The sequence below is a fragment of the Microbacterium sp. Leaf288 genome, from assembly GCF_001422925.1.
Classification (GTDB): domain Bacteria; phylum Actinomycetota; class Actinomycetes; order Actinomycetales; family Microbacteriaceae; genus Microbacterium.
In genome coordinates, this window is sequence record NZ_LMNI01000012.1 from 792,023 (window position 1) to 816,368 (window position 24,346).

Genomic DNA, 24,346 nt, shown 5'->3' on the forward strand with positions numbered 1-24,346 from the left:
GCGCGGGCGCCGGCGCGCAGCATCCGTGGTGCCGATGTATCTCACGTCGACGGAGACCGCTCTCCCAGAGTGCGTGTTCGCGCGCAGGGGGAGTCCGTTCGAAGGAGATGATCATGACCCGCCACGGCTCGTATCCGGTCGACATCGTGCCGCCCCGGTCGAAGTACTACGACTCGGGACGCTTCGGCCGCATGTTCGGCAAGCTGCCACCGTTCGCCGCCGACACTCCGGAGGTGCGCGCGGCCCTGCTCGACATCGGCAAGCCGGAGGGCATCATGGACGCCCGCGACGACCTGGCAGCAGGTCCCGTGCAGCTCATCGTCGATCCCGCCCTGTCGCACGGCAACCGCAACAGCACGACGCATGTCGCCGGCGACACGTTCCTCGGGCAGTTCATCGACCACGACATCACGTTCGATCCGACGTCGAGCCTCGAGCGCCAGGCGGATCCCGAATACATCTCGAACTTCCGCACCCCGAGCCTCGGCCTCGACAACGTGTACGGGTCCGGCCCGAACGCGTCGCCGTTCCTCTACGACCAGCAGGCCGGTCACGGCGTCACGATGCTGGTCGAGGAGTGCGGCACGCCGGGCAGGTCGGACCTCCCCCGCAACGCGCAGGGCGTCGCACTGATCGGCGATCCGCGCAACGACGAGAACCTCATCGTGTCGCAGCTGCAGACCGCGATGCTGAGGTTCCACAACGCCGTCGCCGAGCACGTCCGCACCGACCTCGGGATCACGGCGCCGGGCGAGCTGTTCGCCGAGACGCAGCGCATCGTCCGCTGGCACTACCAGTGGATCGTCGTGCAGCACTTCCTCCGCAAGCTCTGCGGGTCGGCCGTCGTCGACGACGTGCTCCAGAAGGGGCGCAGGTTCTACGCGTGGCACAACGAGCCGTTCATCCCGGTCGAGTTCTCGGTCGCGGCCTACCGGTTCGGCCACAGCCAGATCCGTCCGTCCTACCGGGCGAACTTCACGGGCAACCCGGGCGGCACGCCGTTCTTCGGCATGATCTTCACTCCGGCCGGGGGCCCGGCGGGCGACCCCGACGACCTGTCGGGCGGATGCCGCGCCCCGCGCCGCTTCATCGACTGGCCGACGTTCTTCGACTTCGGCGACGGCAACGTCCGCCCGAACAAGAAGATCGACACCACCCTCTCGTCGGCGCTCTTCGCGCTGCCGGGCTCGGTCGTCGCCCGCCCGGACGCCACGACGAATCCGGCGTCGCTCGCGCAGCGCAACCTGCTGCGGCACCTGACGTTCTCGCTGCCGTCGGGGCAGCGGGTCGCCCGGGCGATGAATCTGCCCGAGCTCGCACGGCGCGACCTCGACGACCTCCAGCAGTACGGCATGGACGACCGCACGCCGCTGTGGTTCTACATCCTCCGCGAGGCCGACATCGTCGAAGACGGCGAGCACCTCGGCCCGGTCGGCGCGCGGATCGTCGCCGAGGTGTTCCTCGGCCTCCTGCAGGGCGACCGCGCGTCGTACCTCGCGCAGGATCCCGATTGGCAGCCGTCCCTCCCGACGATCGACCCCGGTCGCACGGGCGACGACTTCCTGATGATCGACCTGCTCCGCTACGCGGGCGTCGCGTAAGGACGGGACACGGATGCCTCGGCCCGGCCGTTCCGGCCGGGCCGAGGCATCCGTGTGTCCGGTACCGCTACTCTTCTTGCGTGCGCCTCGGAGTTCTCGACATCGGCTCGAACACCGTCCACCTGCTGGTCGCCGACGTCCGCCCCGGCGGCCGGCCGCTCGCCGCGACGAGTCAGCGCACGGTGCTGCGGCTGATGCGCTACCTCGCTCCCGACGGCTCCATCACCGAGGAGGGAGTCACGGCGCTCGTCGCCGCGGTGACCGAGGCGCGCAAGATCGCGTCCGCCGAATCGGTCGACGAACTCCTGGCCACCGCGACGAGCGCCGTCCGGGAGGCGAAGAACGGGCCCGAGGTCATCGCGCTCATCGAAGAGGCGCTGGGCCAGCCGCTGCAGGTCCTCGGCGGCGAGACCGAGGCGCGGTACACGTTCCTGGCGGTGCGCCGCTGGTTCGGGTGGGCGGCAGGGCAGATCCTGCTGTTCGACATCGGAGGCGGCTCGCTCGAGATCGCGGCCGGAGCCGACGAACTTCCCGAGCAGGCAGCATCCGTCCCTCTCGGCGCGGGGCGCATGACGGTGCAGTTCCTTCCCGACGACCCGCCGGGCGAAGCCGCCGTCGAGCAGCTGCGCGACCACGCGCGCGCCACCCTCGCCCCTGTCGCCGCGTCGTTCGGCTCGCTCGCGAACCCCGACCACGTGGTGGGCTCGTCGAAGGCGATCCGCTCGCTGGCGAAGCTCGTCGGCTATCCGGTTCCGGGCTGGTCGGGAATCGAACGGATGCTGCTCCCCCGCGCCTCACTCGGCTCGTGGATCCCGCGCCTGGCCCGCATCCCCGCGTCGGCGCGTCAGGAATTGCCCGGCATCACGCCGGACCGGACGTTCCAGATCGTCGCCGGTGCCGTCGTGCTGCACGAGGCCATGCGCGCGATGGACGTGGACGAGCTCGAGGTCTCGCCGTGGGCCCTCCGGGAAGGCGTGCTGCTGCGCTACATCGAGTCACTCAGCTGGAGCGCGCCGAGCGCCTGAGCCTGCGGGCTACGCCTCGATCGCCTCGGTGTACGCGGTGTAGATGCCGTAGACCGCGATGCCGGCGAGGTGCCAGTCGCGCGGACCCTCGGGCCCGAGGGCGGTGACACGAGGCGCGTCGACCATGGCCGGGTTGATGCGGCGGTGGTCGCTCATGCCGTCGACCATCGCCATGATGGCCACGGCGAGGTCGCGCTCGTCGACGCCGTCGCGCATGCGGAGCCCGAAGGCGGCATTGAGCCCCCGGTACGTCTCGGCCATGTGGGTCAGGTAGCGGTCCTCGATCTCGGACAGCAGCGCACGGACCTCCTCCCCGCCGGGCACGGCGTCGCCACTGGAGAGCGCAGCCGACATGGCGCGATAGGCCCGGAAGGCCACGGTGTGCTCCACGGCGGTCATGTTGTGCGACACGGTGACCCGCAGAGCCTCGCGGAGCGCGATCTGCCGCCCCACGGGAGTGCTCATCACCTGGGGGTCGCCGGCCACCGCGTCCTCGAGGTGACGGAGCGTTTCGCCGTCGAACCCCTTGTCGAAGCCCGGATCCGCTTCGAACAGGGCCCGCACCAGGTCGGCGACGAACGCCACGCGGTCGGGCCAGATGCGGAAGACGGTCGAGCGCGGCACGCCGGCCGTACGGATCAGGTCCTCGAGCTCGATGTTGGCGTAGTCGAGCAGCAGACCTTCCTCTTTGACGCGGTCGACCGCGACCGCCAGCATGAGGGCTCGCGTCTCGCCGGCAGGCCGCCGCGATCGGGATTCGGGTTGCTCCACCACTCGATTATCGTCCTCGGCGCGCTGTCCGGTAGGCCCCTTCGCCTCCGCAGAAACTCGCGGTGCCGGGTCCCCAGAACCCGGCACCGACTAGATCGAACACGACGGCATGGGGCCGCCGGTAAGATCGGCGTGCATGAGCCCCCCGACTCGTGCACGCGTTCCAGACTAGAGACTAGGAGTCTCATATCTCAAGTCGACTCGAGAATGCGCGGCCATCAGACCGCTGTCAGTCTGAGAGGACGACCTGGTCGACCATGAGATGACCCCATTGTCCGGTCGCGTCATCCAGGATCTGGAACTGCGCCGAGCGCCCGGCGAGATCGCGGACGTCCCACTGCACGTGCCGCAGGTCCGCCGAGTCCGCGCCGGTCGCGGTGCGCACCGGCCGTCCGTCGACGAGCAGCTGCACCGAGGTGGCGGGCTCCACGCCCAGCGGATGATCCCCGCCGCCGACGAGGAAGTGCAGGAAGTTCCTGTCGATCGTGAACGCCGGCGAGGTGATCGTGCCGGTGGCCGGGTCTCCCCCGCCCGCGAAGGTGTCGGCGACCCGCGCGCCGACTCGTCCGCGCAGGTCGGCCGCGCTCGGTCCTGCGCCGATGAAGCCCCCCGTCGCCGTCCACCCCTGACCCCACGTGTCGCCCTCGAAATCGGCGATCACCCGGGCCGGCCGCTGCACGACGCTGCCGAACTCGGTGATCGTCAGATCGTGGAACACAGCCGGGCCGCCCGAGGAGTAGAGAGCGATGCCGTCGTCACCCGGCGGGGCGAACACCTGGCTCGAATGGACGTATCTTCCGTCGTCGACGAAGACCTCGATCGTCGTGCGGTCGACCAGGATGCGCAGGTGCACGGTGCCGGCACCGCCGGCGAAGGGCGTGCGACTCTCGGTCTTCCAGGTTCCGGCCGGGTAGCCGGTCTGACCGCGGTTCAGGTAGGCGTAGGTGCCGGTCACACCGACATCGGCGTGACGCGTCCCGTCGGCGGAGCGCCGCAGCTGCAGGCCGATGTTGGTCGCGGTCTCCCACGTCACGTCCGCCTCGACCTGGTACGCGTCGCCCTCGTAGGCGAGCGGCAGGAAGCCGTCCACGGTCACGTCGCCGAGCTCCGTCCGAGCCGTCGCGATGTCGGCGAGGGCCGCCACCGGCTGCGACACCAGGCTGAACGCGGAGCCGTAACGCGTGAGGCGCAGCTCTCGGGTGATCGAGTCCGTGCCGTTGAAGCCGGCCGCGGTCCAGGTCGGGGTCGAGTGCGCGTAGTCCCAGTTGTTCATCCAGCCCACGGCGTAGCGGCGGTCCAGCGGCGCGGAGGGGTCTTCCCACGTGACCGCGCCGTACCAGTCGAACCCGTGATCGAGCCATTGCGGGGCGCTCGAATCGAAGGTGAACGACGTGCCGTCGAACGCGCCCGTCCAGTACGCGAACGTCGCCGGCTCTCCGGTGGCGTACCCGTTCGCACTGACGCCGAACACCCACTTCATCGTGCCGTCGTCGGCGCGGATCCGGAACAGATCCGGGCACTCGATCGTGCCGATGCCGGGGTTCACGTACTCCCAGGTGCGGGACCATGTCTTCAGATCCGGAGACGTGTAGAAGCTCACCCGGTCGCGCTCGGCGATCAGCGCGAGCCATCGGCCGCGCTCGGCGTCCCACACGATCTTCGGGTCGCGGAAATCCGCGCGTCCGCCGTTCGGGATGACGGGCTGATCGCCGTACGGCCGGAAGTTGCGGCCGCCGTCCGTCGAGTACCAGAGGAACTGCGCCTGCGGCCCTGAGGCGTTCGCCTGCTGAGCCGGTGTCGGATGGTCCATCTGCGTCACGAGCATCACCACGGCGCCGGCCCCGAAGCCGGCGGTGTTCGCTTCGTCGACCACGGTCGACCCCGACCAGAGGTCGTAGTTCGCGTTCGTCTTCTTGGGTGCGGCGACACCCTGATCGGCGAACACGACCCCGTCGTACGAGGTCGCGAGCCGCCACTCCGTGCCGAAGTTCGCCGTCGGGTCCGCGTTGTAGTCGCTGTTATAGAGGTAGTAGTAGTGGAACTTGCCGTCTACGAAGACCGGCCGCTGGGGGTCGTTCTTCCAATGGTCGGGCACCGTGAAGTGGTACTGCGCGCGGTAGTCGGCGGCGGAATCGGCAGCCGCGGCGTCATCGCCGACGCCTCCCGCCACCCCTCCGCCGATCCCCACCGCGATCACGGCCAGCGCGCCGGCCGTCAGACGCGCGGAGCGTCGCTTCGAAACTGACATCATCGTCATCCTTCTGTCGGCGCGGACACCGCCCGCCGAGAGGCGGGCCGGCCGGGGCTCGTCCGCGAAGCCCCGGCCTCGAACCTCAGGCGGAGACAGCCACCGCCTCATGGCGGACGAGTCGCCCGCCATCCCAACGCACCGGCATCGGGTCGGTGACGCCGCCCACGAACCGTCCGTCCTCGCCGATGTTCCGGAACGCGAACAGCAGCCATTCGCCGTCCGAACGGCGCTGCAGCAGGCGCCCGACGTACAGGTGCTCGTCGGTCAGCGGATACGCGGCGTCGATGTCGAACGGTCCGAGCAGGCTCTCCGCCGGAACCGCCCAGGTGCCGGCCGCAGCGGCGCGCCGGGACTCGGTGCTCTGCTCCTTGAGACAGGAGAAGATCACCACCGGGCGCCCGTCGACGATCTCGGCCTGCAGCACCTCGAGCTGCCCGAATCCCTCGACGCTCGGCGCGCTGAGCGGTTCGCGCAGCTCCCATGTGCGCAGGTCCGCCGACCAGGCGTGCCCGATGACACCGCGTCCGTCCACCGGTCCCTCGGGAGAGCGGGCCGTGATGAGCATGTGCCAGCCGTCCCCGCCCGGGTCGGCGAACACCCACGGGTCGCGGAAGGCCTCGTCGTGCCACGCGCCGCTCGAGAGCTTCTCGTACCACGGCCCGTTCGCTTCGAGCACCGGGCCGTCGGCCTTGGTCCACGTGAAGAGGTCCGGCGACGTGGCGTAGCCGATCCGCTGCACGTTCTGACCGCCGGGAGCGAGAGTCGCGCCGGTGTAGAACATGAACCATGTCCCGTCCGGGTGACGCACCACAGATCCGGTCCACGTGGCGAGCTCGTCGAAAGCGGGGGCGTCGCTGCGCACCAGCGCATCGGCCACCCGCGTCCACTCGACGAGGTCCGTCGAGACAGCGTGCCCGATCGAGGCGCGGTAGTGGCGGGCTTCGGGGTCGTGGAGCGCCCGCGAGGCGTACAGGAAGAAGAGGTGGTAACGCTCGCCGTCGTCGGCGAACCAGTAGTCCCATACCCAGGAATCGGGGAGGTCGAACACGAGAGTTCCTTCAAGAGTCGTGCGCGGGAATCGCGCGATGGTGAGCCCCTCCGCCCGGCGGGCGGGGAGTGCGAGTGTCAGATGCGGCTTACCGTGCCGTCGCCGGCGCGGCGAGTTCGGCACGTCGGGGAGGATCGGCGCCTGGCCGCGAGACGGTGATCGCCGCCGCGTAGGCGGATCTCCGCAGGAGTGATTCGACGACGGACGAACGGTCCCCACGGCCCCAGCTGCCACCCGCCGCCCGGAGCGATGCCCGCAGTTCGTCGCTGCCGACGATGCTGTCGATGAGCACGCCCATGAACGTGTCGCCGGCCCCGACGGTGTCGACCACTTCGGTCACGACGGCGGGCACGGCGACCTCGCCGTCGGCGGTCACGCCGATCGCACCCTCCGACCCGAGGGTGACGACGACGAGTCGCGGGCCCCGAGCGACCCATTCCCGTGCGACCTGCCGGACGTCCCGTCCGGGGTGGAGCCACCGGATGTCCTCATCGCTCGCCTTCACGACGTCGGCGAGCTCGATCAGCCCGGCGACGCGCTCCCGGACGCGGTCCGGGTCGTCGACCAGCGACGGCCGGATGTTGGGGTCATAGGTCACGATCGCCCGTCCGCGCACGGACCGCACGAGTGCGAGGACGTGGTCCGCGCCGGGTTCGAGCACCGCCGCGACGGAGCCGACGTGCACGACATCGGCCGCGCTCACGAGCGCCTCGAGGCTCGCGGCGTCCGCCCCGAGGTCCCACTCGAGGTCGAAGTCGTACGAGGCGGCACCGCCGGCATCGAGGTGGGCGGTGGCCGTCGATGTGCGCGCCGACGCGACGGCGACCACCTCGACATCGGACTCCCCGAGCCACCGTCGCACACCGCGACCCCGGTCGTCCTCCGCCAGGCGGGTGATCAGCGTCGGGCGCCGCCCCAGCCTGCCCAGCGTCAGCGCGGTGTTCGCGGGGCCGCCGCCGGGCGCCTCCTCGACAGCGCCGTCGGCACGATGGACGATGTCGACCAGGGCCTCGCCGACGACCACGATGCGCGGCATCCGTTCGGTCATCCCTTCACCCCGCTCGCCGCGATGCTGCTGACGAACGCCCGCTGGAACACCAGGAAGACGATGAGCACCGGGATCGTGATGAGCGAGGTGTAGGCCATCACCTCGCCCCACGCGGTGTTCAGCTGGAAGAAGTACTGCATGCCGACCATGACCGGACGCAGCTCCTCCTTCTGCACCACCATGAGGGGCCAGAGGTACTGGTTCCACGCCGGCAGGAAAGTCAGGATCGCCACGGTCGCGAAGGCCGGGCCCGACAGCGGCACCAGGATGCGGCGGTAGATCGTGAACCAGCTCGCGCCGTCGATGCGGGCCGCCTCGTCGAGCGACTTCGGGATGGTCGAGAAGTACTGCGTGAACAGGAAGATCGAGAACGCGTTCGCGATGAACGGCACGATCTGCACCTCGTAGGTGTTGAGCCAGCCGAAGTCGTACTTCGGCACGCCGCCCTCGATCACGAGGGTGGGAAGCTGGGCGACCCAGTAGACCATCGGCACCGCGATCGTCTCGAACGGGACGATCAGCGTCGCGATGATCAGCGCGAGCACGACGATCCGGCCCTTCCACGCCAGCCGGGACAGCGCGAAGCCCGCCATCGAGTTGACGATGAGCCCGAGCCCCACCGTGAGCACCGTCACGAGCACCGAGTTGAACATGAACTGCGCGACGGGCACACGGTCGAACACCCCGAAGTAGTTGTCGAGGCTGATGTCGCCGACCGGGAGGAAGGCCGCGGGCGAGTCGATGTCCTGCAGGATCTGGCTGTCGGGCTTGAGGCTCGACACGAACATGAAGACCAGCGGGAACAGGAAGACGATCCCGAACAGCGACAGGGCGATGTAGAGGAACACCTTGCCCCGGATGCGCTGCGCCTTCTCGCTGCGAGCCGGCGCCGGGCGCGCGGCACGGCGCGAGTCGGCAGGTGCCGTCGTCAGAGTCTGGGTGGCGGTCATGTCAGTCCTTCTCTCGCGTGAGCCGGCGCTGGATGAGCGCGATGGCGAGGACCGCGACGAAGAAGATCAGCGAGATCGCCGCGGCGTAGCCGATCTCCTGCTGCTCGTAGCCCTTGCGCACGGCGTGGAACACGATGGTCGAGGTCGAGTTCACCGGTCCGCCCTGGGTCATGACGTCGACCTGCACGAACAGGCCGAGGGCGGCGATGGTGATCGTGACGAGGACGAACACCATGGTGGGCCTGAGGCCCGGCCACGTCACGTTCGTGAACTGGCGCCATGGGCTCGCGCCGTCCATCTTGGCGGCTTCGTAGAGCTCCTCGGGGATCGTCTGCAGGCCCGCGAGCCAGATGATCATGTGGAACCCGACGGCCTGCCAGATCGACAGCACGATGATCGCGCCGAGCGCCGTCTTCGGGTCGTTCAGCCAGTCGACGTTCGACCACGCCCCGAAGGTGAGTGCATCGAACATGGCGTTGATGAGGCCGTCCTTCTGGTACATGAACTTCCACAGGATCGAGACCACGACGATCGAGGTCACGACGGGGACGAAGAAGATCACGCGGAAGGCGGTCACGCCGCGCATGCGCCGGTTGACGAGCACCGCGAGGAGCAGTCCGAGCGCCGCCTGCACCGGCACCACGACGAGTGCGAACAGCGCGGTGTTGCCGACCGACTGCACGAACACCGGGTCGGCGGTGAAGGCGCGGATGAAGTTGTCGAAGCCGACGAACCGCGGCGGGTTCGGCGAGATGAGACGCGCGTTCGTGAACGACAGCCCGAAGGCGAGGATCACGGGGATCACGAGGAACAGCACGAGGAGGACGGCCGCGGGGGCGATCATCCCCAGTCCTGCCCAGGTCTCGCGACCCTTGATGGAGCGGAAGCGACGGTAGGCGCGCCGAGGTTCCTCGGCAGCGACCGTCGGAGGAGTGACAGTCATGACAGATCTCTCGGGGAGTGCGCCGGCGAGGGCTCGAGGCCCTCGCCGGCACGGTGGATCACTGGAAGCCGTAGCCGTCGTTCGAGGCGATGTTGGCGTCGATCTCAGAGACGGCACGGTCGAGCGTCTCCTGGACGTCGGCGCCGTTCATGATGTCCTTCGCCGCCGTCTCGAACGTCGTCGAGATGACCGCGTACGCGGGCGTCTCGGGGCGCAGCACCGCGTACTTCTGCGAGAACTCGACGAACGGGCGCAGGGCGCCGTCATCGCCGAAGTACTCGGACGCCTGGGCGGCGGCATCCGTCGCCGGGATCACGACCTGCTTGTCGGCGAACTCGGTGATGTACCTGTCCTGGAAGCTGAACTCGAGGTACGCGCGAGCGCCGTCGGCGTCGTTGCACTTGGACGAGATCGCCCACTGCCACGAGCCGCCGCCGATCTTGGGGCCGTTGCCGAGGTCCGGCGGGGGCAGGATCAGCAGGTCGTCGCCGACCTCGTCGAGCGCGGCCACCGCGTTCCAGACGCCGGTGTAGCTGAGCGCCACCTGGTCGTCGATGAACTCCTGGTTGCCGACGGTGCCGCTGTTGCCCGCGTAGCCGTCCGCGAAGAGGCCCGCGAACCAGTCGCCCCATGCGACCGCCTCGGGTCCGTTGAGCGCGCCGTCGGCCGACAGCATGGTGTCGCGGTCGATGAGATCGCCGCCGAAGCTCTGCAGGAACGGCGAGTAGGCGTACGGCCACCACTCCCCGGTGTCCTCGGCGCCGATGTCGATCGGCGTCTCGTAGCCGGCGTCCTTCAGCGTGGCGAGCGCCGCGTCGAACTCGTCTGCGGTCCACGGCTCGTCGACGGTCGGGATGCGGATGCCGTTGGCGTCGAGCACCGATTTGCGGGCGAAGATGCCGAGTGCGGCGTCCCAGTAGCCGGCGGAGTAGATCTCGTCATCCCACACGCCGACGGCCGTGGGCAGCAGGGAGTCGGTGATCTCGGTCGGAAGGTCGAGCGGCTGCAGGTAGCCCGCCCAGGCCCAGTTCGGCATGATCGGACCGTCGAGGTCGAGAAGGCACGGAAGATCGCCGGATGCCGCGGCCGCGACGATCGCGTCGTTGTAGGCGCCCTGCGGGAACGACTCGTGGACGACCTCGTAGTCGTCCTGCGACGCGTTGAAGTCGGAGATGATCTGCTCGTAGACCTCGAGCTCGGCAGGGTTGCCCGCCGAGTGGGTCCACATCGTCAACTGCGTGCGGCCGTCCGCGGTGGTGGTGTCACCTTGGCCGGCTTGCCCGCACCCGGTCAGGGCGATCGCCGTGACCAGGCCCGCGGACACGAGGATCGGGGTCCTTGTGCGCATTGTTGTGGTTTCCTTTTCTTGGTGACTCACGCCCGCGTGGGTCACCGATCGGGGGCCGCCTGTGGCGGCCGCTCGGTGTGTGAAGCCCGTCGCCGGTTCGGTTTGGCGACTTGCGCCGGCGGCGGGCCTACGGAGTCTCGTCGGATGACGGGACACTCCATCAGGTGCGTGGCGTCCTCATCCCCTTCCGCGCGGACGCCGAGCGCGACCTCCATCGCCCAGCGGCCCATGGCGTAGTGGGGCAGCGCGACGGTGGTGAGTGGGGGATCCTGTTCCGCGGCGATCAGCTGCTGGTCGTCGTAGCCGACGACGGACAGATCGCGCGGGATGTCGAGGCCGCGGCGGTGCGCGGCGATGTACACGCCGGCCGCCATGCGGTCGTTGAAGCAGAAGATGCCGGTGGGGCGCTCGTCGTCGGGGAGGTCGAGCAGCGCCTCGGCCGCGGCGCGACCGCCGTGGGCGGAGGTCTCGCCGGTGACGTGCAACGCCGGGTCGGCCGGGATCCCGGCCTCGGCGAGCGCCTCGAGGTACCCTTCGTGGCGCAGTCGCGATGCGAGCGGGCCGGGGTCATCCGTGTCGAGGTAGGCGATGCGCCGGTGGCCGGCGGCGACGAGCTCGCGCACGGCGGCGGCTCCCCCGGCGCGGTCGTCGGGCACGACGCTGCGGTAGCCGCCGTTCACGGGCCGGCAGTCGAGCAGCACCGTCTTCGGGAGGACGCCTTGCGGGACATCCACCACCCGGTGCCACATGCACGCGTAGATCATCGCGTCGACCTGCTGTGCGGTGAGCGCGTCGATCGCTTCGCGCTCGATCGCGGCGTCGCCGCCGGTGTCGAGGAGGTAGACGAGGTGCCCGGCGTCGCGCGCCGCGTCCTGCGCGCCGGCGAGCATGCGACCGGCGAACGGCGTCGTCGCGATCTGGTCGGAGATGAGTCCGACCGTGCGTGTGCGCTGAGTGCGGAGCCCTCGTGCCACCGAGCTGGGCGCGTAGCCGACGGCACGGGCCGCCTCGCGGACGCGCTGGCGCGTCTCCGCCGAGATGCGCGACTCGACGTCGTTCATGACGAGCGAGACCGTGGTCACCGAGACGCCGGCCGCTGCCGCGACGTCTGAGATCCGAGCCCTCGCCATCAGTGACACTCCCTCGTGTTAAATCGATTTATCGAGCGGATCTGATTATGGACCGAGTGACGGCGAACCGTCAAGTGCCACGTTTCGGCGAACTCCATGCACCTGCATCCGCATGTGCGCGATCGGCTCGCACATGCAACGATGAGTGCGGGATGCAAATCGATTTGCATCCCGGAGAATCCAAGGAGCGAATCAGAAATGCACACTCCCCCGAACAAGGTCAGGCGCGTCCTGACCGGCGGCCTCACCGCCGCTGCGGTCGCGGCTTCCGTGCTCGTCGGCCTGCCCACGGCAGCCCTCGCGGCACCGGCCGCGCCGGCGACGCCCGAGCTGCAGGACGGCCCCCAGCCGACGGCGCACACGCAGCAGGCGTACGCCCCCGAAGACGACTTCACCGCGAAGTGGACCCGCGCGGACGCCCGCCAGCTCAAGCGTCTGTCGGACCCGACCGCGGGCTCGAAGCAGAACTCGATGCCCGCCGAGCTCACCATGCCCGCGGTTGCGCAGGACTTCCCCGACATGAGCAACGAGCAGGTGTGGGTCTGGGACTCGTGGCCGCTGACCGATGAGGACGCGAACCAGTACAGCGTCAACGGCCAGGAGATCATCTTCTCGCTCGTCGCCGACCGCAACCTCGTGTTCGACGAGCGCCACGTGTTCGCGAAGATCGGCTACTTCTACCGCCCCGCCGGCGTCCCCGCCGATGAGCGTCCGGCGAACGGCGGCTGGACGTATGGCGGCCTCGTCTTCGACGAAGGGGTGACCGGCAAGATCTTCCCCGACCAGTCGTACAGCCACCAGACCCAGTGGTCGGGGTCGGCGCGCATCTCGAAGGGCGGCGAGATCAAGCTGTTCTTCACGGACGTCGCGTTCTACCGCAACGAGGACGGCAGCAACCGCAAGCCCTACGACCCGCGCATCGCGCTGAGCGTCGGCAAGGTGCACGCCAACAAGAACGGCGTGAAGCTGACCGGATTCGACAAGGTCACCGACCTGCTGCAGGCCGATGGCACGTACTACCAGACCGGTGCGCAGAACGAGTTCTTCAACTTCCGCGACCCGTTCACGTTCGAGGACCCGGCCCACCCCGGTGAGACCTACATGGTCTTCGAGGGCAACTCCGCCATGCCGCGCGAGTCCGCGACGTGCAACGAAGAGGACCTCGGCTACCGCGAGGGCGACCCCTACGCGGAGACGGTCGAGCAGGTGAACGCCTCGGGCGCCACGTACCAGATCGGCAACGTCGGCCTCGCCAAGGCGAAGAACAAGGAACTCACCGAGTGGGAGTTCCTGCCGCCCATCCTGTCGGCGAACTGCGTCACCGACCAGACCGAGCGTCCGCAGATCTATATGAAGGACGGCAAGTACTACCTCTTCACCATCAGCCACCGCGGCACGTTCGCGAACGGCATCGATGGCCCTGAGGGCGTCTACGGGTTCGTCGGCGACGGCATCCGCAGCGACTACCAGCCGATGAACTCCGGTTCGGGCCTGGCACTGGGCAACCCGACGAACCTGAACTTCGCGGGCGGACAGCCGTTCGCGCCGGACTTCAACCAGCCGATCGGGCACTTCCAGGCGTACTCGCACTACGTGATGCCCGGCGGACTGGTGCAGTCGTTCATCGACACGGTCGGCACGGAGGGCGACTTCCGCCGCGGCGGCACGCTCGCGCCGACCGTGAAGATCGACATCGACGGCGCCTCGTCGGCGGTCGACTACTCGTACGGGACCGGCGGGCTCGGCGGCTACGCCGACATCCCGGCGAACATCAACGTCAACAACGGCGGCAAGGTCACGCCGCTGCCCTGACCTGAAGACCGTCGAGCGGATGCCTCGGCACGGCCCCCGTGCCGAGGCATCCGTTCGTCCCGTTCCGAGCCGAGAAGGAGACCGAATGCACACGCAGAACACCCGATCCGCGTCGCCCCGGCGGCGCCTCCTCGTCGTGGTCGCCGCAGCGGCGGCGGCGATCGTGCTCGTGGCGGCGATCGCCGTCGCCCTGTCCGAGCGCGGCGGGACGGATGCCGCGCCCTCACCGTCCGCGACGACCGACGCGTTCGAGCGGCCCGCAGGCTGGTCTGCGCACCGGCCGAGTGTGCACCTCACGCCCGAGGCGAACTGGATGAACGATCCGCAGAAGCCGTTCCTGCTCGACGGCGTCTGGCACTACTACTACCTCTACAACGCCGACTACCCGGACGGGAACGGCACCGCGTGGTACCACGCGACCTCGACCGACCTCGTGCACTGGAAGGACGAGGGCGTCGCGATCGACAAGTACGCCAACGGCCTCGGCGACATCTGGACCGGCACGGCGGTCGTCGATGAGAAGGGCACGGCCGGGTTCGGCGAGGGTGCCGTGATCGCGCTCGTCACGCAGCAGGTGGACGGCGTGCAGCGCCAGTCCCTGTTCGTCTCGCGCGACGGCGGTTACCGCTTCGAGTCCTTCGAGGGCAATCCCGTCATGGAGAACCCCGGCGTCGCGGACTGGCGCGACCCGCGCGTGTTCTGGGACGACGCGGCCGGACGCTGGGTGATGGCCCTCGCCGAGCACGACCGGATCGGGTTCTACACCTCGCCGAATCTTCGCGACTGGACCTACTCCTCGGACTTCGTCACGACCGACCTCGGCGTCCTGGAGTGCCCCGACCTGTTCCCCATGGCGGTCGACGGGGATCCCGACGATGTGCGGTGGGTGCTCGTCGCGGGCGCGAACGGCGCCGCGGAGGGGATGACGACGGGCACCGCGTACTGGGTGGGCGAGTGGGACGGCGAGCACTTCACGGCCGACGGCAGCGGCCACCAGTGGCTGGACCACGGCCCCGACTACTACGCGGCCGTCACGTGGGACGACCCGCGCCGGGATGAGCACGACCGCCTCGCGTCGCGGTACGGCATCGGCTGGATGAACAACTGGGCCTACGCGGGCGGGTTCCCGACCGAGGACTGGCACGGCGGGTCGGACTCCCTCGTGCGCAAGATCACCCTGGGCGACGACGAGGGGCGCGCGACGCTGCACTCGGAGCCGGCACCCGAGCTGGAATCGCTGGAAGGCGAGACCGAGAACCTCGACGATGCGCGGCTGGGCGACGGTGAAGCCGTGGACGTCGCGGTGCCGGCATCGGGCGCGTATCGACTGCGATTGGATGCTGCGAGCCCGGCCGGCGAGCTTCGAGTGAAGGTCCTCACGGGCGACGGCAGTTTCGCGACGGTCGGCTACGACTTCGAGGCGCGGTCGGTGTTCGTGGCACGCGATGCCGACGCCGTCTCCGACACGATGCCGGAGGCGTACCGCGAGGTGCGCACGGCGGCGGTGGAACCGGCGGATGGGCGCATCGCGCTCGACATCGTCGTAGACGCTTCCTCGATCGAGGTCTTCGCGGGCGGCGGGCGCGCGGCGCTCACGATGGCCACGTTCGGCACGACCGGCGTGCGAGGGCTGCAGCTCGAGGGGTCTCGAGACGAGGTCGCGGTCACGGGCGCCAGCCTCACGCCCTTGCGCGTCGCGCCGGTCGAACGGGGCTCGGCGCGCGGGTAGCTCGGCTACCGGGGCTGCGGCACCGCGACAGACTCCCGCTCGACCAGCCAGCCGCGGAGCAGGTGGATGCCGTCGCCGATCGGAGGTGCGGTCCCGTCGATGCGGTCGAGCAGCCGGGTCATCCCCCACCGCCCCATCTCGGCGTGGGGCAGCGCGACCGTGGTGAGCCCGGGGTCGAGGGCGTCGGCGACCGGACGCAGATCGTCGATCCCCACGACGGAGAGGCCCGCCGGGATGGAGATCCCTCGGCGGGCCGCAGCCTGCATCACGCCCATCGCGATCTGGTCGTTGAAGCAGATGATGGCCGTGGGCGGGACGGGCTGATCGAGGAGTCGCCCTCCGGCGTCTCGACCACCTGCCGCATCGGACGTGCAGAAGTCGAGCCGACCGTCGGCCAGCGCGATGCCCGAGTCTCCGAGGGCGGATCGCACGCCGATCAGGCGGCCGCGGGCGGCGCGGGACTCGTCCGTGGTCCCGACGTACGCGATGTCGCGGTGCCCCTCACGCGTGAGCCGCTCGCACGCGAGTGCCGCGATCTGCGCCTCGTCGGGCACGACGGCGTCGACCTCCCAGCCGGGTTGCGGCGCAGCATCCACCAGCACGACGGGTACGTCGTCGGGGACGTCGGGCTGCTCGACGCGCTGGTGGTACATGCGTGCGATCAAGAGGCCGTCGACGCGCTGGGCGAGGAAGCGCGCGACGAGGTCGCGCTCCGCCTCGGCGTCGCCGCCGCTTTCGGCGACCATCAGCAGCACGTCGCGCTCGAGTCCGGCCCGCCGGGCGCCCTCGATGATGCGGCCCGCGAACGGGGTCGCCGCGAGGTCGTCGCCGATCAGGCCCACGACGCCGGTGCGGCGGCGGCGCAGTCCGCTGGCCACCCGATCGGGGACGTAGCCGAGCTCACGGGCGACGGCGAGGATCCGCTCGCGCGTCTCGGCGTTCACCGCTCGCGCGCCGCTCAGCGCGTGCGAGACCGTCGTCGCCGAGACGCCCGCGGCGGCGGCCACGTCGCTGACGCGCGCGCGCCCGCCGGTCTTGCCAGACATACCCTCAGCCTATGGCGCGGGGCGCGGGCGGTCCGGACCCGGCGCGCGTCCGCCGTGCGCGCGCGAGACATCACAACAGCACCGCACCCGACACACCGTCGGTGCTATTGCGCGTTCTCGCGAGTCCACGCCGGACCGAGCGGACGGCGCCAAGGCCGACGGGCGGACGGATGCTGCGCCCCACCGCCACCTCGAGACCGATCCGGAAATCGCACATGCGCCCGCGCTCCAGGTCTTCGCGCCGCGGCAGGTCCGGAGAGCGTGCGAGAGCCCGAAATCCGGACCTGCTGCACACGAGACCCCACGACAGCACCAAGCACGACACGCGCGTGGTGCTATCACGCGTTCTCGCCGGAGAGGACGGGCGGACGGATGCTGCGGACCACCGCCACCGCCCCCTCGAGACTGATCCGGAAATCGGAAATGCGACGGCTCTCCAGGTCTTCGCGCCGCGGCAGGTCCGGAGAGCGTCCGGGAGCCCGAAATCCGGACCTGYTGCACGCGAGACCTCACGACAGCACCAAGCACGACACGCAAGTGGTGCTATCACGCGTTCTCGCCCGAAARGACRGGCGGACGGATGCTGCGCCCCACCGCCACCGCCCCCTCGAGCCATCCGGAATCGGAGGTGCGACCGCTCTCCGGGTCTCCGCGGCGCGGCAGGTCCGGAGAGCGTGCGAGAGCCCGAAATCCGGACCTGCTGCACGCGAGACCTCACRACAGCACCAAGCACGACACRCAAGTGGTGCTATCGCGCGTTCTCGCGAGTCCACGCCGGCGCGAAGACCGAGCGGACGGCGCCAAGGCCGACGAGCGGACGGATGCTGCGGACCACCGCCACCGCCCCCTCGCGAGCGACCGGAAATCGCAGATGCGCCCGCTCTCCGGGTCTTGCGCCGCGGCAGGTCCGGTGAGCGTCCGGGAGCCCGAAATCCGGACCTGCTGCACGCGAAACCTCACGACAGCACCAAGCACGACACGCGCGTGGTGCTATCACGCGTTCTCGCCCGAAAGGACGGGCTGCGCCCCGGACTCCGCCGATCGCTCAGCGCACGACGGCGGCCGCGGTCTCGAGGCGCGCGAGCACTTCCTGGCTGATCGAGCCGAGGAGGAAGCGTGCCAGCGCGCCGCGGCCGTGTGAGCCCACCACCGCGAGGCGTGCCGTGCCCGCAAGCTCGTTGATGATGTGCGACGGATAGCCGCGCTCGACGCGGCGCACGATCTCGAGATCGGGGTAGCGCGAGGCGAGCCCGGCGAGAGAGAGCCCGAGCGCCTCGCCGGTGAGCTTCTCCATGTTCTCCAGGTACTGCACGGGGTACGCGCCCATATTGCGCGGCACCTCGAGCGGCGTCCACACCGCCACGGCGATGAGCGGCTCGTGGAGCCTGTCGGCTTCGGCGGCGGCGAAGGCGACGGCCTTCTCCGACACCGGCGAGCCGTCGACGCCGACCACGACTCCGGCCCGGCCCGTGACGTCGAAGTCCGGGATCACCACGACCGGCGAGTGCGCGCCCGCGGCGATGCGCAGGCCGTGGGCACCGCGATGCGCGCGCGAGCCCGACCCCTGGTAGTCACTGCCGATGACCAGCAGCGCAGCGTCGGTCGAGGCATCCAGCAGCTTCGCGACAGGGTTGCCCCGTTCGACGCGAGTGCGCACATCGGCACCTGTCGATGCGATTCGGGATGCCTCGGCCTCGGCGAGCTCGACGGCTTGGGCGAGTGCGGCGTCGACGAGGGAGTCCTCCCCCACGGCGCCGACCGCACCTCCGACGATTGCGAGCAGTTCGAGCGGCTGGCGCCTCTCGACCGCACGCTGCGCTGCCCAGTCGACCGCTCGACGCGTGACCGCAGCATCCGTGATTCCGACGACGATCGCTTCACCCACGATGGCTCCTCTCGGATGCCTTCAGGCTAGCCCGACCGCCTCGGCGGCGGCAGGCACGCGAGCCGTGACAAATCCCGCCGCCGGAACGACGAACGCGGCGGGCCCGAAGGCCCACCGCGTTCGAACGAAGGCGTCGCCCTCGGAGTTACAGCGAGAGGCGCTCGCGCACGACGCCGGCGAGCTCGTCGGCGTGACGGCGGGCCTCGTCCTCGGAGGCGGCCTCGACCATCACGCGCACGAGCTGCTCGGTGCCCGACGGGCGCAGCAGCACGCGCCCCGAGAGGCCGAGCTCTGCGGATGCGCGGGCGACGGCATCCTGAACCCCCTCGTCGGTGGCGGCGCGGGTACGGTCGACGCCCTTCACGTTGACGAGCACCTGCGGGTACACGGTCATGATCGACGCGAGCTCTTCGAGCGTCTTGCCGGTGCGCGCCATCTCGGCGACCAGGTGCAGGCCGGTGAGCAGGCCGTCGCCGGTCGTCGCGTAGTCGCTCATGATGACGTGGCCCGACTGCTCGCCACCGAGGGAGAAGCCCTGCTCGTTCATGCGCTCGAGCACGTAGCGGTCGCCGACGGCGGTGGTCTCGACGTGGATGCCGTGGGCCGACATCGCACGGTGGAGTCCGAGGTTGCTCATCACGGTGGCGACGAGCGTGTCGTCCTTGAGTTCGCCGCGGCTCTTCATCGAGACCGCGAGGACCGCCATGATCTGGTCGCCGTCGACGACCTTGCCGGTCGCGTCGACCGCGAGGCAGCGGTCGGCGTCGCCGTCGTGCGCGATGCCGACGTCGGCGCCGACGCGCACCACGTGCTCGGCCAGCTGATCGAGGTGGGTCGAGCCGACACCGTCGTTGATGTTCCAGCCGTCGGGGTCTGCACCGATGACGGTCACTCGGGCGCCCGCATCTGCGAACGTCTGCGGCGACACGCCGGAGGCCGCGCCGTGCGCGCAGTCGAGCACGACGTGGAGGCCGTCGAGGCGGTGCGGCAGCGAGCCGAGCAGGTGCACGACGTAGCGGTCCTCGGCGTCGGCGAAGCGGCGGATGCGCCCGACGGCAGCGCCGGTCGGCAGCAGCTTCGGGCCCGCCATGGCGGCCTCGATGCGGGCTTCGACGATGTCAGGCAGCTTCACGCCGCCGCGGGCGAAGATCTTGATGCCGTTGTCGGGAGCGGGATTGTGGGATGCCGAGACCATGACGCCGAAGTCGGCATCCATGTCGGCGATCAGGTACGCCGCTGCGGGGGTCGGCAGCACGCCGGCGTCCAGGACGTCGACGCCCGACGAGGCGAGACCGGCCTCGACCGCGGCGGAGAGGAACTCGCCGGAGACGCGCGGGTCGCGGGCGACGACGGCGGTCAGCCGCTTGCCCGCGGCGCGGCGCGCCTCGGCGGAACGACCCTGGCCCAGGACGACGGCGGTCGCCTGGGCCAGGGACAGTGCGAGATCGGCGGTGAGGGGGCCGTTGGCCAGCCCCCTCACCCCGTCCGTGCCAAAGATCGGCATACGGAATGGAAGCCGATCAGCGCTTCGAGTACTGCGGCGCCTTGCGGGCCTTCTTGAGACCAGCCTTCTTGCGCTCGATGACGCGGGCGTCGCGCGAGAGGAAGCCGGCCTTCTTGAGGGTCGGGCGGTTGTTCTCGACGTCGATCTCGTTCAGCGCACGGGCGATGCCGAGGCGGAGCGCACCGGCCTGGCCCGAGGGGCCACCACCCGAGATGCGGACGATGACGTCGTACGCACCCGTGAGGTTGAGGACCGTGAACGGGTCGGTGATGAGCTGCTGGTGGAGCTTGTTCGGGAAGTAGTCCTCGAACGCACGGCCGTTGACCGTGATGGTGCCCGAGCCGGGGACGACGCGCACGCGGGCGATGGCCTGCTTGCGGCGACCGACTGCGGCGCCGGAGACCGAGAGCACAGGGCGCTCGGCGGCGACGACGGTCTCGTCGACGGTGGACTCGGTGGAGTAGCTCGTGGGGGTTTCTTCGATGTTCGCCATCAGTGTGTCCTGTTCTGTGCGGCGCTTACTGGGCGACCTGGTCGAAAACGTACGCGGTGGGCTTCTGCGCGGCGTGGGGGTGCTCGGCACCGCGGTACACCTTGAGCTTCGACAGCTGGTTGGCGCCGAGGCTGTTCTTGGGGAGCATGCCGCGGACGGCCTTCTCGACGGCGCGGACCGGGTTCTTCTCGAGGAGCTCGGAGTAGGTGACCGACTTGAGGCCGCCCGGGTAGCCCGAGTGACGGTAGGCCTTCTTCTGCTCGAGCTTCTGGCCCGTCAGGGCAACCTTCTCGGCGTTGATGATGATGACGAAGTCGCCCATGTCCATGTGGGGGGCGAAGGTCGCCTTGTGCTTGCCACGCAGGAGCGCGGCAGCGTGCGAGGCGAGGCGGCCGAGGACGACGTCAGTCGCGTCGATGACCAGCCACTCGCGCTGGGCTTCGCCAGCCTTGGGGGTGTAAGTGCGCGTCACAGTAGTGCTGCTTTCTTGATTCGAACGGAGAGGTTCGTGAATCCCACTCCGGGGTGGTTTCCCGATCGACGATCGGAGAAACACGCCAGTGGAGGGCTCACGTTCGCGGCGCCGGGTCAGCTGAGCCGGACACCAAAGGTTGAGTCTACGCCATCGGAGTGTCGCGGCCAAACCCGCCGGAGTCCGTAGGGTATGGGAATGGCCGCGTCGCAGAACCCGCTGATCCCCGCCTGGTACGACATCGTCTGGTCGGGGATCGCGGTGCTCGTTCTCGCGCTGTCGGTGATCGCCGTCGTGTCGATCTCGCGTTCGTCGACGCAGCTCACTGCGCGCCAAGCGCTCGGCTGGACGCTGCTCGTCATCTTGGTCCCCGTCATCGGCGCATTCGCGTGGTTCGCGATCGGCCGACGCTCGCCGGCCACGTCCTCTGAGTGAGCCGCGCGGCCGGGCAGACGATCAGCCGCAGCTCGCCTGCCGCGTCCTCTGAATGCGCCGCACGGCCGGGCAGTCGAACGGCCGGCGCTCGCCTGCCACGTCCTCTGAATGCGCCGCACCGCCGGGCAGACGATCGGCCGGCGCTCGCCTGCCACGTCCTCTGAATGCGCCGCGCGGCCGGGCAAACGAACGGCCGACGCTCGCCTGCCACGTCCTCTGGGCGAGCCGCGCGGCCGGGAAGCCGAACGGCCCCCGCTCGCCGGCCACGTCCTCTGAGTGAGCCGCGCGTCCTGGCAGACGATCGGCCGACGCTCGCCGGCCGCGTCCTCTGAGTGAGCCGCGCAGCCGGGCAGACGATCGGCCCGCGCTCGCCTGCAGCGTCCTCTGCGTGAGCCGCGCGACCGGGCAGGGTGAAGCCCCCGCGAGGCCCTGGCCCGTGTGGCCGGCGGGGTGACTTCGGCACGGAAGGTTCAGCGTTGTTGCGGAGGTCGCGGCGGAGTCGCCCGGCGTCGACCAGGTCCCGGGCCGCCATCGACCAGATCCCGGTCAGCCCGGGGGGGTGCATCACGTCCCGGTTCTGCGCACGTCGCCTCGGGCATGTCTTGGGCCTCCGGACTCCCCCGATGCCCATTCTCCCGGTTCCCCGGGTTTTGGTGGGAGGTCCGGTGGCGTCCGCCAGTCGGCTCGATCCGGTGGGCGAGGTGGATCCCACGCCCAACTCCACGCCGACTTCGACACCAGTACGATCGGGGCACCCTCGCCGGCCGGCGGGCGCAGCACGAACGGCCCGTTCCCGTCCCTGGTGATGCGCCACCCGGTGTTGTGCAGCTTCATATGGTGGAACCGGCAGAGCAGCACGCCGCGATCCACGTCGGTGTTGCCACCCTCTGCGAAGTGGTCGCAGTGGTGCGCCTCGCAGTACGACGGAGGTCGGTCACAGCCCGGCCACACGCAGCCGCCGTCTCGTACAGCGAGGACGAGTCGTTGCGCCGCCGAGTACATGCGGGCTTCGCGGCCGAGGTCGAACGGGTTGCCCTCGGGGTCGACGATGACCTCGATGAACCCGTTCGCGCATGCATTCCGGTCGATCACGGAGCCCGGGAGCGCGCAGCCGCCGTCCACGTCATGGCCGACGGCGAGCAGCCGCCCGAACGCATCGCGGGGGCCGGCGTCTTTCACGACGACCATCCGCACGCCCGGCTGGCGTGAGCCGAACACGCTCTTGGCCTCAGCGAGCGCGCCGGCCCGGATGATGTCCATCAGCAGGTCATAGGCGAGCTGGTCGTTCGTGCGCGGGTCGTCGATCAGGTCCGCCGCGGCCGCCCGCTCTTCATCCGTCATGAAGCGAGGGCCGCCGCGCCGCGGACGCAGGCCGGCAGCCAGCATGGACCGGACGAACGCCCCCATCTCATCGTCGAAGGCAATCGTGCTGCGGTCCTGCCCGTCCGCATCGGTCCACATCCGGAATCCGCGGCCGTCGAACCGCCGCGCGTACCTTTCTTCCGCCCCGACCGGGTCGAGCATGTCTCGCATGGTCCGCGCGCGCTTCGCCAGCTCCTCCACCGGCATGCCTGACGCCTCCGCCGCGAGCGCTTCAGCCGCAAGCATCCACGCCTCGCGCACCATCGCTTCGCGGGCTGCCTCCTCAACGGGGTCCGTCGGGGAGAACAGCATCGACCCTGACCCCGTCCCCCGCTCCCCGTCGGCGCCGGGAACGGCATCCGCCCCGCGTGCCGCGATCTCGACCCGAGGTGCCCCGAGGCCACGCCGGATCGCGTCATGCTGCGCCGTCGTCAGCCGCCCGTCGAGCAGCCCTCGCCGCAGCGGCTCATCCCACGCCACGATCCGCGCCGGCGATTCGGCTTGCGCACCCGCCCCGCCACCGAACTCGCCCTCGGGCCCAGACCCCGGAAACCCCGCATCCACCCCGCCCTCGCCGCCATCACCCGCCGCCGGAAGCCCATCACCCGCAACCCCAACCCCGACCCCACCCCCAGGGACGAACGCGGGGGTCGCAGCATCCGCCCCCTCCACCAGCGACGTGCCGACCCGCACGTGACGTACGGCGTCGGCCCTCGTTCCGCCGGTGATCGACTGGATCAGCTTCTCGGGCGTCGAGAAGCCCTGGCCCGCGGCGAGGCCGCCCTGCCCGCGATCGCGCGACGACCTCGTCGCAGCGACCCCGGCGAGCACCGCCTGCAACCGGTCGGCATCGTTCGCGATCGCGCCGACCTCGGCGAGGATCTCGAGCACCGATGCATCGCTCAACCGCGCCGCGCTCGACGGGAGCGCGTCAGCGTCGACATCCAGCTCCGACCATGCAGCGAGCCGGTCGAGCCGGCCCTGCAGATCGGTCAGGATGTTCATAACTGAAGCATCTCACCAACCTCTGACATTCGAATCTATCTTCGCCTCTTCCGAATGCTCACCTTGCGGCCACGCACCGAACTCCCGCGCGCGATCGTTGTCTTGCTAACGGATGCTGCCGCCCAGGCCCGCTCCACAGCCGAGGCCCGCGATTCCGGCGCGGCGGGACGCACGAAGCCGATCCCCGCGCCGAACGCCGCACCCGAACCACGCCCCGCCCCCGAGCCGCTCCCCGCGCCGAACACCGCACCCGAACCACGCCCCACCCCGAGTCGCTCCCCACGCCACCCCGCACCCGAACCACGCCCCACCCCCGAGCCGCTCCCCACGCCGAACGCCGCACCACGCCCCCGAGCCGCTCCCCACGCCGCCCCGCACCCGAACCACGCCCCGCCCCCGAGTCGCTCGCCACGCCGCCCCGCACCCGAACCACGCCCCGCCCCCGAGCCGCTCCCAGAACCCGGGGCCGCCCCCGCACCGCCGCCGCC

General features: G+C 70.1%; 19 protein-coding genes. 5 read left to right on the forward strand and 14 right to left on the reverse strand.

What is annotated here, in order from left to right; translation table 11 throughout:
• The first annotated feature begins 113 nt into the window (after window positions 1-113).
• Together ASF40_RS17105 and ASF40_RS17110 are read left to right on the forward strand one after the other, a co-directional pair.
• Window positions 114-1,601, forward strand: coding sequence for a peroxidase family protein (locus ASF40_RS17105; protein WP_056371619.1), 1,488 nt, complete (start codon window positions 114-116; stop codon window positions 1,599-1,601).
• Window positions 1,602-1,681: 80 nt separating this feature from the next.
• Window positions 1,682-2,626, forward strand: a complete 945-nt coding sequence (locus ASF40_RS17110; RefSeq protein WP_056371177.1) for a Ppx/GppA phosphatase family protein — start codon at window positions 1,682-1,684, stop codon at window positions 2,624-2,626.
• A gap of 9 nt (window positions 2,627-2,635) precedes the next feature.
• On the opposite strand, the gene ASF40_RS17115 is transcribed toward ASF40_RS17110, so the two are convergent.
• The 8 genes from ASF40_RS17115 to ASF40_RS17150 form a co-directional block, all read right to left on the reverse strand.
• A complete protein-coding gene (locus ASF40_RS17115) occupies window positions 2,636-3,397 on the reverse strand; it encodes a hypothetical protein (RefSeq protein ID WP_235560270.1) in 762 nt (253 codons plus the stop codon).
• Window positions 3,398-3,626: 229 nt separating this feature from the next.
• The gene (locus tag ASF40_RS17120) at window positions 3,627-5,645 is read right to left on the reverse strand and encodes a glycoside hydrolase family 32 protein (RefSeq protein ID WP_200919513.1); all 2,019 of its coding nucleotides are present in this window, start codon (window positions 5,643-5,645) and stop codon (window positions 3,627-3,629) included.
• A gap of 85 nt (window positions 5,646-5,730) precedes the next feature.
• Entirely contained in the window at window positions 5,731-6,696 is a 966-nt protein-coding gene (locus ASF40_RS17125; protein ID WP_056371179.1) for a family 43 glycosylhydrolase, read from the reverse strand.
• Between the two features lie 88 nt (window positions 6,697-6,784).
• Window positions 6,785-7,744, reverse strand: coding sequence for a carbohydrate kinase family protein (locus ASF40_RS17130; protein ID WP_200919514.1), 960 nt, complete (start codon window positions 7,742-7,744; stop codon window positions 6,785-6,787).
• Window positions 7,741-8,694, reverse strand: a complete 954-nt coding sequence (locus ASF40_RS17135) for a carbohydrate ABC transporter permease (protein WP_056371181.1) — start codon at window positions 8,692-8,694, stop codon at window positions 7,741-7,743. Before ASF40_RS17135 ends, ASF40_RS17130 begins: the two co-directional genes overlap by 4 nt.
• A 1-nt stretch (window position 8,695) precedes the next feature.
• The gene (locus ASF40_RS17140) at window positions 8,696-9,637 is read right to left on the reverse strand and encodes a carbohydrate ABC transporter permease (RefSeq protein WP_082497133.1); all 942 of its coding nucleotides are present in this window, start codon (window positions 9,635-9,637) and stop codon (window positions 8,696-8,698) included.
• A gap of 58 nt (window positions 9,638-9,695) precedes the next feature.
• Complete coding sequence (locus tag ASF40_RS17145) at window positions 9,696-10,985, reverse strand: sugar ABC transporter substrate-binding protein (RefSeq protein WP_056371185.1); 1,290 nt, start codon at window positions 10,983-10,985, stop codon at window positions 9,696-9,698.
• Between the two features lie 41 nt (window positions 10,986-11,026).
• Entirely contained in the window at window positions 11,027-12,115 is a 1,089-nt protein-coding gene (locus ASF40_RS17150) for a LacI family DNA-binding transcriptional regulator (protein ID WP_056371187.1), read from the reverse strand.
• A gap of 198 nt (window positions 12,116-12,313) precedes the next feature.
• On the opposite strand from ASF40_RS17150, the gene ASF40_RS17155 reads away from it, so the two are divergent.
• Together ASF40_RS17155 and ASF40_RS17160 are read left to right on the forward strand one after the other, a co-directional pair.
• Entirely contained in the window at window positions 12,314-13,927 is a 1,614-nt protein-coding gene (locus tag ASF40_RS17155; protein WP_056371189.1) for a glycoside hydrolase family 68 protein, read from the forward strand.
• A gap of 85 nt (window positions 13,928-14,012) precedes the next feature.
• Entirely contained in the window at window positions 14,013-15,656 is a 1,644-nt protein-coding gene (locus ASF40_RS17160) for a glycoside hydrolase family 32 protein (protein WP_056371190.1), read from the forward strand.
• Window positions 15,657-15,661: 5 nt separating this feature from the next.
• Here ASF40_RS17160 and ASF40_RS17165 read toward each other — a convergent pair whose 3' ends face one another.
• From ASF40_RS17165 to rplM, 5 genes are all read right to left on the reverse strand, one after another.
• The gene (locus ASF40_RS17165) at window positions 15,662-16,702 is read right to left on the reverse strand and encodes a LacI family DNA-binding transcriptional regulator (protein ID WP_056371192.1); all 1,041 of its coding nucleotides are present in this window, start codon (window positions 16,700-16,702) and stop codon (window positions 15,662-15,664) included.
• Between the two features lie 1,045 nt (window positions 16,703-17,747).
• Window positions 17,748-18,587 (reverse strand): universal stress protein, encoded by an 840-nt coding sequence (locus tag ASF40_RS17170; RefSeq protein ID WP_056371194.1) that lies wholly within the window; start codon window positions 18,585-18,587, stop codon window positions 17,748-17,750.
• Between the two features lie 145 nt (window positions 18,588-18,732).
• Window positions 18,733-20,091: a phosphoglucosamine mutase gene (gene glmM, locus ASF40_RS17175; RefSeq protein WP_056371196.1), complete on the reverse strand. Its 1,359-nt coding sequence runs from the start codon at window positions 20,089-20,091 to the stop codon at window positions 18,733-18,735.
• Window positions 20,092-20,107: 16 nt separating this feature from the next.
• Window positions 20,108-20,584, reverse strand: coding sequence for a 30S ribosomal protein S9 (rpsI, locus tag ASF40_RS17180; RefSeq protein WP_056371198.1), 477 nt, complete (start codon window positions 20,582-20,584; stop codon window positions 20,108-20,110).
• A gap of 25 nt (window positions 20,585-20,609) precedes the next feature.
• Window positions 20,610-21,056, reverse strand: coding sequence for a 50S ribosomal protein L13 (gene rplM / locus ASF40_RS17185; RefSeq protein WP_056371200.1), 447 nt, complete (start codon window positions 21,054-21,056; stop codon window positions 20,610-20,612).
• Window positions 21,057-21,254: 198 nt separating this feature from the next.
• Here rplM and ASF40_RS17190 point away from each other — a divergent pair, with 198 nt between their 5' ends.
• Window positions 21,255-21,491, forward strand: a complete 237-nt coding sequence (locus tag ASF40_RS17190; RefSeq protein ID WP_056371203.1) for a PLD nuclease N-terminal domain-containing protein — start codon at window positions 21,255-21,257, stop codon at window positions 21,489-21,491.
• 564 nt (window positions 21,492-22,055) lie between these two features.
• Here the strand turns inward: ASF40_RS17190 and ASF40_RS17195 are convergent.
• Window positions 22,056-23,858, reverse strand: a complete 1,803-nt coding sequence (locus ASF40_RS17195) for an HNH endonuclease signature motif containing protein (RefSeq protein WP_056371204.1) — start codon at window positions 23,856-23,858, stop codon at window positions 22,056-22,058.
• Between the last annotated feature and the right edge of the window lie 488 nt (window positions 23,859-24,346).

What these genes read in the sequence shown, in the direction of transcription:
- rpsI (WP_056371198.1), bottom strand. Translation starts at nt 20,584, where the DNA reads ATGGCGAACATCGAAGAAACCCCCACGAGCTACTCCACCGAGTCCACC.
- ASF40_RS17145 (WP_056371185.1), bottom strand. Translation starts at nt 10,985, where the DNA reads ATGCGCACAAGGACCCCGATCCTCGTGTCCGCGGGCCTGGTCACGGCG.
- ASF40_RS17120 (WP_200919513.1), bottom strand. Translation starts at nt 5,645, where the DNA reads ATGTCAGTTTCGAAGCGACGCTCCGCGCGTCTGACGGCCGGCGCGCTG.
- ASF40_RS17155 (WP_056371189.1), top strand. Translation starts at nt 12,314, where the DNA reads ATGCACACTCCCCCGAACAAGGTCAGGCGCGTCCTGACCGGCGGCCTC.
- ASF40_RS17165 (WP_056371192.1), bottom strand. Translation starts at nt 16,702, where the DNA reads ATGTCTGGCAAGACCGGCGGGCGCGCGCGCGTCAGCGACGTGGCCGCC.
- ASF40_RS17135 (WP_056371181.1), bottom strand. Translation starts at nt 8,694, where the DNA reads ATGACCGCCACCCAGACTCTGACGACGGCACCTGCCGACTCGCGCCGT.
- ASF40_RS17140 (WP_082497133.1), bottom strand. Translation starts at nt 9,637, where the DNA reads ATGACTGTCACTCCTCCGACGGTCGCTGCCGAGGAACCTCGGCGCGCC.
- ASF40_RS17105 (WP_056371619.1), top strand. Translation starts at nt 114, where the DNA reads ATGACCCGCCACGGCTCGTATCCGGTCGACATCGTGCCGCCCCGGTCG.
- ASF40_RS17195 (WP_056371204.1), bottom strand. Translation starts at nt 23,858, where the DNA reads ATGAACATCCTGACCGATCTGCAGGGCCGGCTCGACCGGCTCGCTGCA.
- ASF40_RS17160 (WP_056371190.1), top strand. Translation starts at nt 14,013, where the DNA reads ATGCACACGCAGAACACCCGATCCGCGTCGCCCCGGCGGCGCCTCCTC.
- ASF40_RS17130 (WP_200919514.1), bottom strand. Translation starts at nt 7,744, where the DNA reads ATGACCGAACGGATGCCGCGCATCGTGGTCGTCGGCGAGGCCCTGGTC.
- ASF40_RS17190 (WP_056371203.1), top strand. Translation starts at nt 21,255, where the DNA reads ATGGCCGCGTCGCAGAACCCGCTGATCCCCGCCTGGTACGACATCGTC.
- ASF40_RS17150 (WP_056371187.1), bottom strand. Translation starts at nt 12,115, where the DNA reads ATGGCGAGGGCTCGGATCTCAGACGTCGCGGCAGCGGCCGGCGTCTCG.
- glmM (WP_056371196.1), bottom strand. Translation starts at nt 20,091, where the DNA reads ATGCCGATCTTTGGCACGGACGGGGTGAGGGGGCTGGCCAACGGCCCC.